At 62.3% G+C, this 16,681-nt stretch carries 15 protein-coding genes; 12 read left to right on the top strand and 3 right to left on the bottom strand.

Annotated features, from left to right (window positions below; all coding sequences use genetic code 11):
* Positions 1-153 precede the first annotated feature (153 nt).
* Positions 154-591, bottom strand: coding sequence for a GNAT family N-acetyltransferase (locus M3A49_RS07970; protein ID WP_266228215.1), 438 nt, complete (start codon positions 589-591; stop codon positions 154-156).
* A 380-nt stretch (positions 592-971) separates the two neighbouring features.
* On the opposite strand from M3A49_RS07970, the gene M3A49_RS07965 reads away from it, so the two are divergent.
* Genes M3A49_RS07965 through M3A49_RS07955 form a run of 3 tightly spaced genes read left to right on the top strand, consistent with a single transcriptional unit; the run spans position 972 to position 3,864 of the window.
* The gene (locus M3A49_RS07965) at positions 972-1,793 is read left to right on the top strand and encodes an ATP-binding cassette domain-containing protein (RefSeq protein WP_266228214.1); all 822 of its coding nucleotides are present in this window, start codon (positions 972-974) and stop codon (positions 1,791-1,793) included.
* Entirely contained in the window at positions 1,790-2,830 is a 1,041-nt protein-coding gene (locus M3A49_RS07960) for an ABC transporter permease (protein ID WP_254354421.1), read from the top strand. The genes M3A49_RS07965 and M3A49_RS07960 overlap by 4 nt, the downstream gene beginning before the upstream one ends.
* Positions 2,831-2,859: 29 nt before the next feature.
* Entirely contained in the window at positions 2,860-3,864 is a 1,005-nt protein-coding gene (locus tag M3A49_RS07955; protein ID WP_266228213.1) for a substrate-binding domain-containing protein, read from the top strand.
* Positions 3,865-3,949: 85 nt separating this feature from the next.
* Here M3A49_RS07955 and M3A49_RS07950 read toward each other — a convergent pair whose 3' ends face one another.
* A complete protein-coding gene (locus tag M3A49_RS07950; protein WP_266228212.1) occupies positions 3,950-4,786 on the bottom strand; it encodes an AraC family transcriptional regulator in 837 nt (278 codons plus the stop codon).
* On the opposite strand from M3A49_RS07950, the gene M3A49_RS07945 reads away from it, so the two are divergent.
* Genes M3A49_RS07945 through M3A49_RS07925 form a run of 5 tightly spaced genes read left to right on the top strand, consistent with a single transcriptional unit; the run spans position 4,785 to position 10,168 of the window.
* Complete coding sequence (locus M3A49_RS07945; protein ID WP_266228211.1) at positions 4,785-4,976, top strand: hypothetical protein; 192 nt, start codon at positions 4,785-4,787, stop codon at positions 4,974-4,976. The two genes, M3A49_RS07950 and M3A49_RS07945, sit on opposite strands and share 2 nt — an antisense overlap.
* 50 nt (positions 4,977-5,026) lie before the next feature.
* On the top strand, positions 5,027-6,271 hold the full coding sequence (locus M3A49_RS07940; protein ID WP_266228210.1) for an ABC transporter substrate-binding protein: 1,245 nt from the start codon (positions 5,027-5,029) through the stop codon (positions 6,269-6,271).
* A gap of 32 nt (positions 6,272-6,303) precedes the next feature.
* Entirely contained in the window at positions 6,304-7,245 is a 942-nt protein-coding gene (locus M3A49_RS07935) for a carbohydrate ABC transporter permease (protein ID WP_266228209.1), read from the top strand.
* Complete coding sequence (locus M3A49_RS07930; protein WP_266228208.1) at positions 7,238-8,179, top strand: carbohydrate ABC transporter permease; 942 nt, start codon at positions 7,238-7,240, stop codon at positions 8,177-8,179. The genes M3A49_RS07935 and M3A49_RS07930 overlap by 8 nt, the downstream gene beginning before the upstream one ends.
* Positions 8,180-8,194: 15 nt before the next feature.
* A complete protein-coding gene (locus M3A49_RS07925) occupies positions 8,195-10,168 on the top strand; it encodes a glycoside hydrolase family 127 protein (RefSeq protein WP_266228207.1) in 1,974 nt (657 codons plus the stop codon).
* 45 nt (positions 10,169-10,213) lie between these two features.
* On the opposite strand, the gene M3A49_RS07920 is transcribed toward M3A49_RS07925, so the two are convergent.
* Positions 10,214-12,181, bottom strand: a complete 1,968-nt coding sequence (locus M3A49_RS07920; protein WP_266228206.1) for a potassium transporter Kup — start codon at positions 12,179-12,181, stop codon at positions 10,214-10,216.
* 300 nt (positions 12,182-12,481) lie between these two features.
* Here M3A49_RS07920 and M3A49_RS07915 point away from each other — a divergent pair, with 300 nt between their 5' ends.
* Genes M3A49_RS07915 through kdpB form a run of 4 tightly spaced genes read left to right on the top strand, consistent with a single transcriptional unit; the run spans position 12,482 to position 16,680 of the window.
* Positions 12,482-12,619, top strand: a complete 138-nt coding sequence (locus tag M3A49_RS07915; RefSeq protein WP_266228305.1) for a hypothetical protein — start codon at positions 12,482-12,484, stop codon at positions 12,617-12,619.
* Positions 12,616-12,711 (top strand): potassium-transporting ATPase subunit F, encoded by a 96-nt coding sequence (locus tag M3A49_RS07910; protein WP_254343476.1) that lies wholly within the window; start codon positions 12,616-12,618, stop codon positions 12,709-12,711. The genes M3A49_RS07915 and M3A49_RS07910 overlap by 4 nt, the downstream gene beginning before the upstream one ends.
* Entirely contained in the window at positions 12,708-14,516 is a 1,809-nt protein-coding gene (kdpA, locus tag M3A49_RS07905) for a potassium-transporting ATPase subunit KdpA (protein WP_266228205.1), read from the top strand. Before M3A49_RS07910 ends, kdpA begins: the two co-directional genes overlap by 4 nt.
* A 13-nt stretch (positions 14,517-14,529) precedes the next feature.
* Positions 14,530-16,680, top strand: a complete 2,151-nt coding sequence (kdpB, locus tag M3A49_RS07900) for a potassium-transporting ATPase subunit KdpB (protein WP_323183120.1) — start codon at positions 14,530-14,532, stop codon at positions 16,678-16,680.
* The last annotated feature ends 1 nt before the right edge of the window (position 16,681 follow it).

The raw sequence follows: 16,681 nt of genomic DNA, 5'->3' as shown, positions 1-16,681 counted from the left end.
CTGGGGGCCCAGGCCTTGTGGACACTGCCGGCTTCCGCCCGATACCTTCGGCCGGCAAACGACCGCATCGCAGGTGCTCGCGGCACGCCACCGCCATCGGCCGGTCGAGGGCGAGGCTGCAGCAAGCGGACGCGAGCGCCTCCTTGGGCGGCGTTACCGCCGCCTCATCAGCAACGACGTGTCAGTCGCATCGACCACCTGAAACGCGAAGCGCTGGTAAAGGCTTATCGCCCGATTTCCCTTCAGAACGCTGAGTTTGACCGGTACGCGAGCGTCGTCCGCCTGGCGTAGAAAATCACCGAGAATATGGGCCGCGATACCGCGACCCTGATGTTCGGGCAGGATCTGGATTTGCACGATGGTCCATGCGTCCGGGTCGCGAAAGAATTTGAAGAGTCCGAGTTTTTCCGAGCCGCAACAGATGACATAAGCGTCGTTGTAGCGATAGCGCAGACGCTCCCAATGCGCGTGCTCGTCGGTCGCTTCGCCCGCGCGTTCCAGGTGCTCGTTCATCGTTGCCCTGCGTAAATCGAACAGAAATGGCTCGTCGGCGGGCGTCGCTGCGCGAAGTGTGAATTCAGGTTGATTCATTCGTGGCGGTCGAAACCGGCATAGGCGGGCCCGGTGATTGTTGACCATCTCTAACTCGTTGTCGACCTCGATGCCGTGGTAGCGAACGGCGCTGTCGTGCCTCCTGCACGAGTTGCCGTGTCAGAGGAGATGCGCAAAGTTTGCTATCGATCGTGAGCGCGTCTGAATCCCTTATATTCCGTTATTCAGATGCCGAGGACTAGTGGTTTCCCGATGAAATAAGGGGTCTCGTCAGGCGATTCTTGAACTAGACTGTAAATCTTGCTGAATTCAAGAGACTTTCCAATGTAAGTTGATGCGGCGATCGATAAGCAAGGGGAAAGTTTTATGGCTATCGTCGTACACAACATCCCTGTAGGTCATTTGCGCCGGAGCGTAGCGTGACGGCGAGCGATGCCGCGCGCGCGACGAGCGACTGGCGGCATATTGTGCGCGCGCAGGGCATCAGCCTGTCCTACGGCAAGATACGCGCGCTCTCCGGCATCGACCTCGCCATTGGCCGCAACGAGATCGTCGGCCTGATCGGCGATAACGGCGCGGGTAAATCGACGCTCATCAAGGTACTGACCGGGGTCGTGCGGCCGAGCACGGGCAAGCTGTTCATCCGCGACGAGGAGGTCGACTGGAGCCGCTTTTCCGTGCGCGAGGCGCACCGGTTGCGCTTCGAGACGGTGTATCAGGAGAAATCGCTCGGCGAGAAGCAGCCGCTGTGGCGTAATTTTTTTGTCGGCCGGCAGATCACCAACCGATTCGGTTTTATCAATGTCGCCGAAGAGCGGCGCATAGCCAACGATATTCTGAAACAACAACTCGGTTTTCGCGGCGTGGGGATTGACGCGGATTCGTTGATTGCGAAACTTTCCGGTGGCGAGCGCCAGGGCGTCGCGATCGGACGGGCGATGCATTTCGACAGCGATCTGATCATTCTCGATGAACCCACGGTGGCGCTTGCCATCAGCGAGGTGCGCAAGGTTCTCGACTTTGTGCGCTCCATTAAGGAGTCCGGCCGCGCCTGCGTCTACATCGAACATAACCTCGCTCATGTGCACGAACTCGCCGATCGGCTGGTCGTGCTCGATCGCGGCCGCATCGTCGCGGACATCAAGTCAGGTGAAATGAGCCTCGAAGACCTGACGCGGTTCCTGATTTCGCTACAGCAAAGCGGGCACGGCCCGGCGCCGGTTGCGGGGACAAGGACGTGAGCGATCCGATAAAAGAAAAGCGGCCGGTGCGCCTGGTGGGTTTGCGCCTGCCGGGTTTTGCCCGCATGGAGGGATTGCCGAGCCTGGTCGTATTTGCGCTGGTGGTCGGCCTGTTCATGGCAACCGCGCCACGCGTCTTTTTGGGCTGGCCAATCTACTTCTCCTTCCTGACCACCGTGCCGCCGCTGGTGGTGCTGGCAATCGGGCTGACGCTGGTGATTGCGGCAGGGGAGATCGATCTGTCTTTCCCCTCGGTGATGGCATTCTCGGGCTTTCTGTTCGCCTGGTGCGTGAACACCACCGGATCCGCCTGGCTAGCCATTATTGCGGCGTTGGCGGGCGGTGCGCTGGTCGGCGTGGTGAACGGGGTGTTGGTCGCGGTGGTCGGCATGCCGTCCATCATCGTGACGATTGGCACACAGTTCCTCTGGGCCGGTGTCGCATCGATCCTTTCCGGCGGGCTCTCCTATGCTCTGCAGCAGCTCGCCAGCGGTTCAGCCTATGCAGTATTCACGGGCACGCTGTTCGGTTTGATCCCGATGCAAGCGCTCTGGGCGCTCGGCCTCGCCGTGTTCATGTGGTTCATCCTCAATCGCCACCGTTTCGGCGAGCACGTGCTGTTCATCGGAGACAACCGCAACGTGGCGAAGGTCGTGGGCATCAACGTGCTGCGTGAGACGGTGAAACTGTTCACGCTGATGGGTGTGCTGGCCGGTTTCGCCACGGTCCTGCTCACGCTCGAGAATCTGAACTACTTCTCGACCCAGGGGCAAGGCTACCTGCTGCCGGCGCTGGCCGGTGTGTTCATCGGCGGAACCTCGGTGTTCGGCGGCACGGCGACGATCGTGGGCACCTTCTTCGGCACTTTCGTGATTGGCATGCTGGAGGCAGGAATCGTTGCGACCGGTATCGCCGGCTTCTGGGTCCAGGCGATCGAAGGGGTCGTGTTCATCGTCGCCGTGATCCTGCATCTGTTGGTCGAGAATCCCGCCAGGCTGCGCGCGCTGCGCGAAAGATTGAGGCTTGGGCGGCGATAAAGCCGTTAAATCAGGAGATAGGAGCGGAAATGAACAAGATCATGACGGGATTCCTCCTGGGGACGAGCGTGCTTGCGTTCGGCCTCGCGCCGACTGCCGGTGCCACTGAGCCGACCACGTCGGGGCAGCTCGGCGCCGGTATGACGATGTATATGCAGATGGGCGGAAACCCCGGCGATGGCGCGACGCTGCCACGTCAGACCGGGGCGGCGGATGCGGGACATGCCTTCGGCATCAAGGTGATCGAGCAATTCTCGGCCTGGAGCCCGGAGACGATGCTTGCGCAGTTTCGCCAGGCGATGGCGGCAAAGCCGACGTGTATCGGCATCATGGGCCACCCGGGCGATCCGGCCTTCGCCCCACTGATCAAGCAGGCGGTGGACCAGGGCATCATCGTGACCGTCGGCAACACGCCGCTACCCGACAACCAGAAGCTCTACGACGCGAAGGGCTTCGGCTACGCCGGCGTCGAACTCTACGTGGGCGGGCAGATCACCGCTCAGGCCATGCTCAACGCCGGGCTCAAGAAGGGCGACGAGGCGCTCGAATATGGTGTTTTCAACGAGAGCGTGCGCAGCCAGTCCGACCGCGGTCTTGCCGAGACGCTGGAAAAGGCCGGCGTGAAGGTGACCCGGCTCAATATCTCGCCCCAGGTGGATTCCGATTCATCGCTGGCCGTGCCGATCCTGGTCGCCTTTATTCAGGCGCACCCTGATCTGAAGGCGATTGGCACCCAGCACGGCGGCGTGACCGGGTTCATTCCGCAGGCGCTCCAGCAGGCCGGCAAGAAGCCGGGGCAAATCATCGTGGGCGGTATCGATCTGGCGCCCGCCACGATTTCCGGGCTGCAGAGCAAATACCTTACCGCGACGCTCGACCAGCAACTCTATCTGCAGGGCTTTCTGCCGGTCACGCAGTGCGTGCTCTCGGCGGCTTATCACTTCGCGGGACTGACCATCAACACCGGCGCAGGCGTCCAGACACCCGCGACGATCGACTCGCTCATTCCGCTGATCAAGCGCGGGATCCGCTAAGGACGAATGATGCGAAATGGAATGGCCCGGGTGCCGTCGTCACATCGAACCGATCTGGCGCAGGTATCCCGGCCTTCCGCGCGTGTCAGGCTGTATTGACGTGAACGCGCAAGTGCAGCCGCCGGAATGCATTCGGCGTCATGCCTTTACTCTTCTTGAACAGCCTCCGGAAATAGCCGCTGTCTTCGAATCCGCATTCGTAGGCGACCTGCGCGATCGTCAACCGGTCTTCGGCAAGTACGATGGCGGCGTGCAGCATACGACGTTCATGGACGGCGTCGGTCAGCGTACGGCCATAGACGGCGCGATAGACGCGTCCTAGATAGTCCGCGTTGCAGCCGAGGTGCGCCGCAATCGACGACGCGCTGATCGGCTCGTGAAAGTGCGTGCGAATCCACCGGTCGGCGCTTGCCGCCAATTGCTGCGGCGCGCCGTCGACAGCGGTGGCCGCCACGCGCGAGCGCTTCAGTTCGCAGAGCATCTGCACGATCGTGAGGCTGTCCGGCAATGGCTGGACGCCGTAGATTTGCTGGTCGTTCAGGAGACGCTGGAACATGCCCGATAAATGATCGGGCCGCTCGACCCGCGCGTGCTGCGGAATCTCGAGCCACTCACGGCATGCGGAACCAGAAAGCGGCGTTTCGGGCAACGTGAAATGCACCCAGTAAAACTTGAGATCGGGGGCAAACGGCGACGTGCCGCCGTGCAGCCGGCCCGGCCAGAGCAATAACGTTTCCCCCGCATTCACCTCGAATTGTTTGCCGTCCTCGTGCAGTTCGAGGCAGCCCTGCCGGACATAGATCAACTCGTATGACTGGATGCGCCGCGACGGATGCACGCCCACGCCGCGCGATACGAACAGGCCGCCATTGCTGGCTTCGACAGGCGGCGACCAGGCCAGGCGGAGTGCTGGATCTGTCATGGGCGGAAAAGTCGGAATTGTCCTGTTTTACTGCGGTTTCTTCATCTTGCGGCGGCAAATGGGGCATGTCAATCTCTGCGCACCGGCCGTTCGCGGAAAGCCGGAAAAGGCTGCTGCAACGCACAAAGGTAGAAAAAAGCCCATTTTCCCGAAGTTTGGCGGCATGTCCCGCGCGGCGAAGCCAGCATGACGGTCTGGCGGACGTCGCAAGCGGCATGTCGATGACAAGAGGAGACATCCATGAATCGATGCAAGCGGTGGCTTGGCCGCCTGGCATGCGTGGCACTGTTCGCCGCGACCCACGCACAGGCCGATGATGGCATTTCCTTCTGGGTGCGCGCGTCGGATGCGGCGTTCGTCACACCGCTCGTCGCCACATGGAATCAAGGTCATCCCACCAAGGTCAATCTGACCGTCATTCCGAACGACGACTTCGTCACCAAGTTCGGCACCGCATCGGCGGGCGGCGCAGCGCCTGACGTGATCGCCATCGACCTGATTTTCGTGCCCCAGTTTGCCCGCGCGGGGCAACTGACCGACATCACCGACCAGGCAAAAAAGCTGCCGTTCTACCAGAGCCTCAGTCCCTCTCATCTGCGCCTGGGGAATTACCACGGCAAGCAATATGCATTGCCTTTCAGCGCGGAAAGCTCGATGCTGCTCTATAACAAAAGCCTCTTCAAGCGTGCGGGCCTGAATCCCGATCAGCCGCCGAAGACGTGGGCCGAACTCGAAGCCGACGCCAAAAAGATCACCGCGCTCGGCAACGGGGTCAAGGGCTTCTATTTTTCCGGCGCGTGCGGCGGCTGCAACATCTTTACGTTGACGCCCTATGTCTGGGCTTCGGGCGGCGACCTGCTCTCGGCGGACGGCAAGACGGCGACGCTGAATAATTCCGCGCTCGAAGGCACGCTCGCCATGTATCGCCGCATGTGGGAAGCGGGCGATATTCCCGCGAGCGCGAAAACCGACAGCGGCGCGAACTTCATCAATGCGTTCCTGACCGGCAAGATCGGCATGGTCGGTTCCGGCGCATTTTCTATCGGTATCCTGAAGAAAACGCATCCCGAGATCGACTTCGGTCTCGCCTATTTGCCGGGACAGAATGGTGGCTGGGCGAGCTTCGCCGGCGGCGACTCGATCGCGATTCCGGTCGGTTCGCAGCACAAGCAGGACGCGCTCGAATTCATCAAATGGAGCCTCGGCGAGCAGGTCCAGGTCGATCAGTTCGCGAAGAACGGCAGTATTCCCGTGCGTGTCGACCTCGCCGACAACGCCTATAGCAAGCTCGACGGCCGCTATCTGCTGGCGGCCACGGCGATGAGCAAAGGCCGCACGCCGTACAGCACGAAGTTCAATCAGTTGATCAACGATCCCAACGGTCCCTGGCTCGCCATGATTCAGGAGGCGGTGTTCGGCAAGGGCGTCAATACCGCCGTCTCGACTGCGCAGGCACGTTTCACCGAAATCCTGAACGCCCAATAACGCTGAATAACGCGCATCCGGAGGCGAAAACGATGGACGTCCTGAACGAAGCGCCGCCCGGCGGCACGGGTTTCGCGTTGCCGGCCAGGCGTCGGCAGCAGCGTGGAGGAGTCGGCCGGCGCCGCGCAGGGTACTGGTTCGTGCTGCCATGCTTCGCATTCACGGTGGTGTTTTTCCTCCTGCCGTTGGCGATGACGATCGGCATGTCGTTTTACCACTGGCCGCTGATGGGCGTCCCCTCGTTTGCGGGCTTGCGCAACTATCTGGAACTGCTGCACGACGCGTCGTTCTGGGGCGCGCTGTGGTTCACGACCGAGTACACGCTGCTCGTGACGCCCGCCATCTTCGTGGTGGCGTTCCTGCTGGCGTTGCTCGTGAATCAGGCGAGCCGCTTCGTCGGCATCTTCCGGACGGCGTTTTTTCTGCCCGTCGTCATCGGCATGACGACGGCGAGCCTGCTGTGGGTCTGGCTCTTCAACGACCAGGTCGGCATCTTCAGTGCGATCCTCATGCAACTGGGCATCGTCAGCGAACCGGTCCAATGGCTCGGCGACACGAATTCCGCGCTCGCCTCGCTGATCGTCATGGTGGTGTGGAAAGCCTGCGGCTTCACGATGGTGATCCTGCTGGTCGGCATGCAGGCCATCCCGCGGGATCTCTATGAGGCGGCGCGCATCGACGGCGCGCGGTGGTGGGCGCAACAGCGCTACATCACGCTGCCGATGATGCGGCGCACCTTCGCGCTCGCGCTGATCATGGCGGTGATCGGTTCCTATCTCGCGTTCGAGCAGTTCTACGTCATGACGCGAGGTGGGCCGATGAACAGCACGATCACGGTGGTCCACTGGATCTATCGCGCGTCGTTCACATATTTCAAGCTCGGCTACGGCGCCGCGATGTCGGTGGTGCTGCTGATCGTGTTGCTCGCGCTGAGCGTGATCCAGATGGTTCTTCTGCGAGACGACGATGAGTAACAAGCTGCGTTCCGCCGAGACCGGCTTCGTGCAGATGCCGCCGGCCGCGCTGAAGGCCCGCGTGCCCGCCTTGAACTATGCCGGCCATGCAAGCCGGCTGAAGAAGCAGCTTTCGGTGGCGCTTTACTACCTGATCTGCGGGGTATTGACGCTGCTGTTTCTGTTCCCGATCGCCTGGTCCGCGCTGACCTCGTTCTATTCGGCAGCCGATGCGAGCGCGTCGCCGCCTCGCTGGATCCCGTCGCGTCTGTCGCTCGAGAACTACCGGAACCTCGCGGACTACGGAGAAGGGATCTGGCGGTATCTCGGCAACAGTGCGTCCGTGTCGCTGATGACGGTTGCGATGACACTCGTGCTCTCGACGCTCGGCGGTTATGGCTTCTCGAGATTCCGCTTCCGGGGGCGCAATCTGATCTTCGTCGTCATCCTCGCGACGCTGATGATTCCGTTCCAGTCGATCCTCAACCCGCTCTTCGTGTTGCTGCGCTGGATGCATCTGCAAGGCACGCTGTTCGGGCTCGCACTCGTCTACACGACGTTCCAGTTGCCGTTCGCCGTGTTCATGATGCGCAACTCGTTCGACTCGGTGCCGCTTGAAATCGAGGACGCTTCGCTGATCGACGGATGCAGTTCGCTTCAGTCGCTGCGCATGATCATGTTGCCGCTCGTCATGCCGGGGCTCGTCACGGCTGGACTGTTCGCGTTCTTCGGTTCCTGGAACGAACTGCTGGCCGCGCTGATCCTGCTTGGCGACGCCAGGCACTACACGCTCCCGGTCATGCTCCTGAACGCGCAAAGCGGACAGCTCGGCGCGATCGACTGGGGGTTGATGCAGGCCGGCATCACGATTTCGATCCTGCCGTGCGCGCTCCTCTTCCTGCTGCTGCAGCGCTTTTATATCAACGGTCTGATTGCTGGCGCGGTCAAGGCATAACCTTCCCCATACATCATGAACGACACAAGAACCTTGCGACAGTCCGTAGTCGTCGATTCCGCCTCCACGCGCTACGCGCGCATCAAACCCGTTGCCGTGACCGCGGTCGAACTGCGCGGCGACTTCTGGGGGCCACGGGTTGCGACGAACATCGACAAGACCTTGCCGAGCCAGTGGGACCTGCTTGAAAGCACCGGGCGGCTCAACAATTTTCGCCGCGTGTCCGGCGACTACGATGGTCCCTTCGAAGGCATCTTCTTTAACGACTCCGATCTGTACAAGTGGCTCGAAGCCGCGTCGTGGGTGGTGGCGCGCGGGCCTCACGCGCTGCTGGAGGCGCGCATCGACGAAGGCATCGCCCTGATCGAACGTGCGCAGGACGAAGACGGCTATATCGACAGCTATTTCAGCGTGGAGCGCAAGGCGGAACGCTGGAGCAACCTGCGCGACCTGCACGAGATGTATTGTGCGGGCCATCTGATCCAGGCTGCGGTGGCGCACCACCGCGCGACCGGAAAGCGCCGCCTGCTGAACGTGGCGATCCGTTTCGCCAACCTGTTGTGCGATCGCTTCGGGCCCGAGGCGGAAGGGAAGGTCGAGGCCATCGACGGGCACGAGGAAATCGAAATGGCGCTCGTCGAACTCGCGCGCGAAACCGGCAATGACCAGTATCTCGCGCTGGCGCGCTTTTTCATCAAGGCGCGCGGTCACGGCCTGCTCGCGGGCGGCCGGTTCGGCGACGCGTATTTCCAGGACGACGTGCCGTTCGAGCAGATGGAAACACTGGCCGGGCATGCGGTGCGCGCCTTGTACATGTCGTGCGGTGTCACCGATCTCTACCTGGAGACCGGCGAAGCCGGCCTGCTGCCGCGGCTGGAAACGCTGTGGGACCGGCTGGTCGCGCATCGCATGTATATCACCGGCGGCGTCGGCGCGCGGCATGACGGCGAGTCGATCGGCGCGGACTTCGAGTTGCCGAATAGCCAGGCTTATACCGAAACGTGCGCCGCGATCGGCAGCATGATGTGGTGCCACCGGATGCTTGCCGCGACGGGCGACGCACGCTATGCCGACCTGTTCGAGTGGACGCTGTACAACGGCATGCTGCCGGGCTGGTCGCTCGGTGGCGACGCGTATTACTACGTGAATCCGCTCGAGGACGACGGCGGACATCGCCGGCAACCCTGGTACTACTGTGCCTGCTGTCCGCCGAACGTCGCGCGCACGATTGCGTCGCTGCCCGGCTACGTCTATGGGACCGACGCCGACTCGATTTACGTGCAGCTGTATATGGAGAGCGACGCGCGTATCGACTTCAACGGGCGCACGGTGGCGCTGCGCCAGCGCACGCGGTATCCGTGGGATGGCGCCATCGAAATCGCCGTCGATGCGCAAGGCGAGTTCGCGGTGAAGTTGCGCGTTCCGGGATGGATCGACGGCACCGCCGGTTTCGTGACGGCTCGCGACGGCGCATCAGCCGCCACGCGGGCGAATGCGTCGATCGCGTTGACCGTCAACGGGCAGGCGATCGGCACCACCGCGGACGCGCACGGCTACATCGTGGTCAAGCGCCTGTGGCAACCCGGCGATGTGATCCGCATGACGCTGCCCATGGCCTTGCGCGCCTGGCAAAGCCACCCGAAGGTGCCCGACAATCGTGGCCGGATTGCGTTGAGTCGCGGACCGCTGCTGTACTGCGTCGAACGCGCCGACATGCCGGGAGTCGATCTCGACGAGCTCTATGTCGACCCGGATTTGCTCGAAGCGCAATGGCGGGAAGAACAACTCGGGGGCGTGGTGGTGCTGAAGGGCGCTGCGCACGAACGCGAAATCGATCCGGACTGGACGGCGGCGCTTTACCGCCCCCTGACTGAAGCCGATGACGCAACGCCGCGCAACGATGCCACCCTGATCGCTATTCCTTACTTCGCCTGGCATAACCGCGAAAGCGGACCGATGAAGGTCTGGCTGAACTACCGAGGGGAGTGAAGCTGGCGAGAGCCTTCGCGACCGTAAGCGAGGACGGGGTTTCGCTCACTCGAGGTCGAGCCTCGCCCCCATCTCGACTACACGGTTGGGCGGCACCTTCAGGTGGTTGGTCGCATCGAGTTCATTTTTGCGCAGCAGAATAAAGAGACTCAGTAGCAAACGGCGACCGGGATTGAGATGGCTGGATACCGTAAGCGACTCGCGCCCGAGGTAAAACGACGTAGTCATCGGGTCGTAAGCTTTTCGTCCGGCTTTCTGCAAGGCTTGCTTGAGCAACTCCGGGACATCGAGCGACTCCATATAGCCGTAGCGACCCACGACGCGAACGAAGCCCTGATCGAAGCATTGGACATCGAACCGGTCCTCCTGCGATACGCGCGGGATTTCCTCAGTCAGCAAGGTCAGCAGAATCACCTGCTGGTGGAGGACCTGATTGTGCTTCAGGTGATGAAGCAGGGTCGTCGGCACCGAGTCACCGGCGGCCATCAGAAACACGGCCGTGCCCGTCACCCTGTATGGCGCGTCTTTCGCGAGACTGGCGATAAAGACGTCGAGCGGCAAGCCCGAATCCCCCCGTGAACGGCGCATTGTCCGCAGCCCGACGAGCCAGGACGTCGATACCAGGAACGTCAGGCCGCCGATCGCCAGCGGCAGCCAGCCGCCATCCGCAAATTTCATCGCGTTGGCGGCGACAAACGATGCGTCCACCAGCATGAAAACGCCGGCGACGAGTGCGACACGCCACACCGGCCACTTCCATCGCACGTGCGCGAACGCGGCGAACAGCAAGGTGGTAATCGCCATGGTTGTGGACACCGCGATGCCAAAAGCGGCCGCAAGACTGTCTGACGAGCGGAAGAGCAGCACCACGCCAATAGTGCCCGCCATGAGAAGCCAGTTCAGGCCGGGCAGGTAGATCTGTCCGGCCGTGCTGGACGAAGTGTGCCTGACGGTCACGCGAGGCGAGAGGCCGAGTTGTGACGCCTGTCGCGTAAGCGAAAACACCGCAGAGATCAGGGCCTGCGACGCGACGATGGTGGCGAGCGTCGCCAGGACCACCATGGGATACAGTCCCCACGTGGGCACGGTCGTATAGAAGGGCCGCGATGCCGCGCTGGGATCGCGCAGCAAAAGTGCGCCTTGTCCAAGATAGCTGGCAGTCAGCGCGGGCAGTGCCAACCCGTACCAGGCCAGACGGATAGGTCTGGCACCGAAGTGTCCCATGTCGGCGTACAGTGCTTCGCCGCCGGTCAGGCACAGCACCACGGCGCCCAGCGCGAGAAAGCCTCTGAAGCCGTTGTGCATGAAGAACGTGATGCCGTTGATCGGGTTGAAGGCTGCAAGAATGCCGGGCGTTCCCGCAATGGACGCGACGCCGAGGATAAAGATCACGACAAACCAGATGGCGAGTATCGGCCCGAACGCCACACCGACCCGGCCCGACCCGAGGGGCTGAACGGCGAACAGCGCCACGAGGATCACCACCGTGATTGGCACGACGTAGTGCGAGAGGGCCGGTGTGGCGACCTCGATGCCTTCGACCGCACTCAGCACGGATATCGCGGGCGTGATGACGCCGTCGCCATACAGCATGGCCGTACCGAACATCGCGAGGAACACCCAGCGCAGCGCGCCCCGCCGCGTCTCGCGTCCGCTACGCTCTCCCACCAGCAGCGCGAGGAGCGCCAGCAACCCGCCTTCGCCACGGTTGTCGGCCTGCATCAGAACGAGAACGTACTTGACGCTCACCATCAGGATGAGGGACCACAAAAAGAGCGAGACGATGCCCACCACGTTTTCCGGCGTCGCGGCCACGCCACGCGCCCCATTGAAAGCCTCCTGCAATGCATACAGGGGACTCGTTCCGAGGTCGCCGAAAACGATACCAAGCGCGGCGAGCGCCAGCGATGCCATTGCGGTCGCGCCGCGCGCGGACGGCGGCGCATGAGGAGGACTTGCGTTCTTCCCGCGCGGGTCAGCCGGATCGACGCTGGCGTTGGTCGGGTTCGACATGTTGGCTAAGGTCGTGTGGTTCGAATCGCTGCAATTCGCAGACGTCAGTGCGCGGATTTTGCATCAGTTCCGTGACGCTGTCGTTCGTAGCGTAGGTCACACGAGAAAGATTGTGCAGGCTATCCCGTCATGTCGAGACCCCGGGCCGATGAATTAAACAGCTTACGCAATCGAACCAGGTGGCGCCCCGCACCCGGCTGTGTCGACGGCTGCCTTTTTCCATGGCTTCGATATTTACACCTTTTTTATTCGCGGTTTCCTAGTCTTGACAAGGCCAGTAGAAGGGGCCGACTTCACGTCGTGATTTCCGATCCGTTGCGGGGCATCGATATGGACCTGATCTACATCGCCGGCATTGTGGTCTTCCTCGGGCTCAGTGTCGCGCTTGTCATCGGTTGCGAGAAACTTTACGGGCATGCACCGGGAGGCCGGCCATGACCGCATGGATGATCTGGCTCGCCGCCGCCGCGACGCTGCTCCTGCTCGTGTACCTCGTGTACGCGCTACTGCGCGCGGAGGAACTCGAATGAATACCTACAACCTGCTCCACGTCGTGCTTTTCATCGTAGTCCTGACTGCTGTCGCCATTCCGCTTGGTCACTACATGACTTCGGTGCTCGACGGCTCGTCTGTCGTCGTGCGCAAGGTCGGCCGGCCAGTCGAGCGTTCTCTGTATCAGCTTGCTGGGGTGGATCCGGATGTCGAGATGTCGTGGAAGCAGTACGCGTTCGCAGTGCTGCTGTTCAATGCGCTGGGCGCATTGGCGGTGTATGGCTTTCTGCGCCTGCAGCAATGGCTGCCTGCGAACCCGCAGGGCTTCGGTCCCATGACACCCGATGCTGCCTTCAATACGGCAGTGAGCTTCATTACCAACACGAACTGGCAGAACTACACGCCGGAAACGACGGTGAGCTACCTCACCCAGATGACGGCGCTCGCTGTGCAGAATTTCCTTTCCGCAGCGACCGGAATTGCCGTGGCCGTTGCGCTCATACGGGGGTTCGCACGCCACACGACAAAGACGATCGGTAATTTCTGGGTCGACCTGACCCGCTCCACGCTGTACATCCTGATGCCCATCGCGTTCGTCATCGCGCTGGTGCTCGTGAGTCAGGGGGCGATCCAGAACTTCAGGGCGTACGTGGACGTGCCGACGCTGCAAGTCACGACCTACCAGGTGCCGAAGACCGATGCACAGGGCAACCCGATCAAGGATGCAAAGGGCAACCCCGTGATGCAGGACATGAAGGCGGACAAGCAGACCATTGCGATGGGACCGCTGGCATCGCAGGAAGCGATCAAGATGCTCGGCACCAATGGCGGTGGATTCTTCAATGCCAATTCCGCGCATCCGTACGAGAACCCGACGCCCCTGGCGAATTTCGTCCAGATGATCGCCATGCTGTGCATCGGCGCCGCGCTGTGCATCGTCTTCGGCCGGATGGTCGGCGACAACCGGCAAGGCTATGCGGTGCTTGCGGCCATGACCATCGCGTTTGCGATTGGCTGCTGGGGCGAGATCTCGGCGGAGCAGGCCGGCAATCCGGTGTTTACCTCGCTGCGCGTCGACCAGACGAGATCGGCGCTGCAGACCGGCGGCAACATGGAAGGCAAGGAAGTGCGATTCGGCATTGCCGATTCCGGCATCTTTACGGTCGCCACCACGTCTGCGTCGTGCGGGGCGGTGATCAATGCACACGATTCGCTCACGCCGATGGGCGGCTTCGTGCCGATCCTGATGATGCAACTGGGCGAGGTCGTCTACGGCGGCGTAGGTTCGGGGCTGTACGGGATGCTGGTCTTTGCGCTGCTTGCGGTGTTCATCGCCGGGTTGATGATCGGTCGCACACCTGAGTACATCGGCAAGAAGATCGAATCTTACGAGATGAAGATGGTATCGATTGCGGTCCTCATCATGCCGATGATCGTGCTTGTCGGCACGTCGATCGGCGTGCTGTCTCCGCTCGGCACCGCGGGCATTGCCAATCCCGGCCCGCACGGATTCTCCGAAATTCTCTACGCGTTCACGTCGGCTACGAACAACAACGGCAGCGCGTTCGCGGGGCTTTCCGTCAATACGCCGTTCTATAACGTACTGCTGGCCATCGCCATGTGGTTTGGGCGGTTCGTGCCGGCGGTCGCGGTGCTCGCCGTCGCGGGCTCGCTCGCGGAAAAGAAGCGCATTGCGGTGACCGAAGGGACCTTGCCCACGCACGGTCCGCTGTTCGTTGTGCTGCTGCTGGGGGCCGTGCTCCTGATTGGCGCGCTGACGTTCGTGCCTGCGCTTGCGCTTGGGCCCGTTGCCGAGCATCTGTCGATGATTGCCGGTCACTGAGTACGAGGAAAGCATGACTACGCCCACTCAACCGCCTGCCCATCGCCCAGACAATCTCGGCCAGGCACGCACGGCCGCACGCTCGATGTTCGATCCGGTGCTCGTGAAGCCCGCAATCGCCGAGTCCTTCAGAAAGCTCAGGCCGCGTACCCAGTTGCGCAATCCCGTGATGTTTTGCGTGTACGTGGGCAGCATCCTGACGACGATACTGTGGTTCGCCGCGCTCGCCGGTCAGGCCGAGGCGCCAGCGGGCTTCATCCTCGCCATTGCGCTGTGGCTGTGGTTCACCGTGCTCTTCGCCAACTTTGCGGAAGCGCTCGCCGAAGGCCGCTCCAAGGCACAGGCAGCGTCGCTGCGCAGCGCGAAGCACAACGTGATGGCGAAAAAGCTCAACGACCCGCATCCGAAATCGCCCGTCACGGTGATGGCCTCCACCGATCTGCGGAAAGGCGATATCGTGCTGATCGAGACGGGAGACACGATTCCGGCCGATGGCGAGGTCATCGAGGGCGTTGCGTCGGTTGACGAATCGGCCATTACGGGCGAATCCGCGCCGGTGATCCGCGAATCCGGTGGTGACTTTTCGTCGGTGACGGGCGGCACGCGCGTGCTGTCGGACTGGATTGTCGTGCGCGTCTCGGTCAATCCCGGGGAGGCTTTCCTCGACCGGATGATCGCGATGGTCGAAGGAGCCAAGCGGCAGAAGACCCCAAACGAGATCGCGCTGACGATCCTGCTGGTGGCGCTGACACTCGTGCTGCTGTTCGCTACGGCGACCTTATTGCCGTTCTCGATCTTCTCCGTGGCAGCCGCGCAGGCGGGCCACGTCGTGACCATCACGGCCCTCGTCGCCCTGCTGGTGTGCCTGATTCCCACCACCATCGGCGGGCTGCTTTCCGCGATTGGCGTGGCAGGCATGAGCCGCATGATGCAGGCGAACGTGATCGCAACCTCGGGGCGCGCTGTCGAGGCGGCGGGCGACGTCGACGTGCTGCTGCTGGACAAGACAGGCACCATCACGCTGGGCAACCGGCAGGCGTCGACCTTTGTGCCGGCTCCCGGCGTCTCGGAGCAGGACCTTGCCGACGCGGCGCAACTGGCGTCGCTCGCCGACGAAACGCCGGAGGGCCGCAGCATCGTCGTGCTCGCCAAGCAGCGCTTCAATATCCGGGAGCGCGACATGGGCGCGCTGCACGCCACGTTCCTCGGCTTCACGGCGCAGACGCGGATGAGCGGCGTCGACCTGCCGGAGCGCGAGATCCGAAAGGGCGCATCGGATGCGGTGAAGCTGTATGTCGAGTCCCATGGCGGCCGCTATCCGGGAGAGGTCAACAACGCGGTGACGGATGTCGCGCGACGCGGGAGCACGCCGCTGGTGGTCGCCGAAAAGCCGGGTGGTCACGGCAGCGGCGAAGGTGGTCCGGCGCGCGTGCTCGGCGTGATCGAGTTGAAGGACATCGTCAAGGGAGGCATCAAGGAGCGGTTTGCCGAACTGCGCAAGATGGGCATCCGCACGGTCATGATCACCGGCGACAACCGGCTCACGGCCGCAGCGATTGCCGCTGAGGCCGGTGTCGACGACTTCCTCGCCGAAGCGACGCCGGAAGCCAAGCTCAAGATGATCCGCACGCATCAGTCGGCCGGGCGGCTCGTCGCGATGACGGGTGACGGTACCAACGATGCGCCCGCGCTCGCACAGGCTGACGTCGCAGTGGCGATGAACAGCGGCACGCAGGCGGCGAAGGAAGCGGGCAACATGGTCGATCTCGATTCGAACCCGACGAAGCTGATCGAGATCGTCGAGATCGGCAAGCAGATGCTGATGACACGCGGTTCGCTGACGACGTTCTCTATCGCGAACGACGTCGCGAAGTATTTCGCGATCATTCCGGCGGCCTTCGCCTCGACTTACCCGAATCTGCGCGTGCTCGACGTGATGCACCTGACGTCCCCGTCATCGGCCATTTTGTCTGCGGTGATCTTCAACGCGCTCATCATCGTCGCGCTCATCCCGCTTGCGCTCAAGGGCGTAAAGTATCGCGCGCTCGGCGCCGCCGCTGTTTTGCGCCGGAACCTGCTGATCTACGGTCTTGGCGGCATCCTGTTGCCATTTCCGTTCATCAAGCTCATTGATGTCGTGCTTACCGCATTTGGATGGGTTTGAA

It is taken from the genome of Paraburkholderia sp. CNPSo 3076 (assembly GCF_026343935.1).
Lineage (GTDB): Bacteria > Pseudomonadota > Gammaproteobacteria > Burkholderiales > Burkholderiaceae > Paraburkholderia > Paraburkholderia nodosa.
Note: the sequence above shows the minus strand (reverse complement) of the source record. Positions and strands in the feature narration are given on the sequence as shown.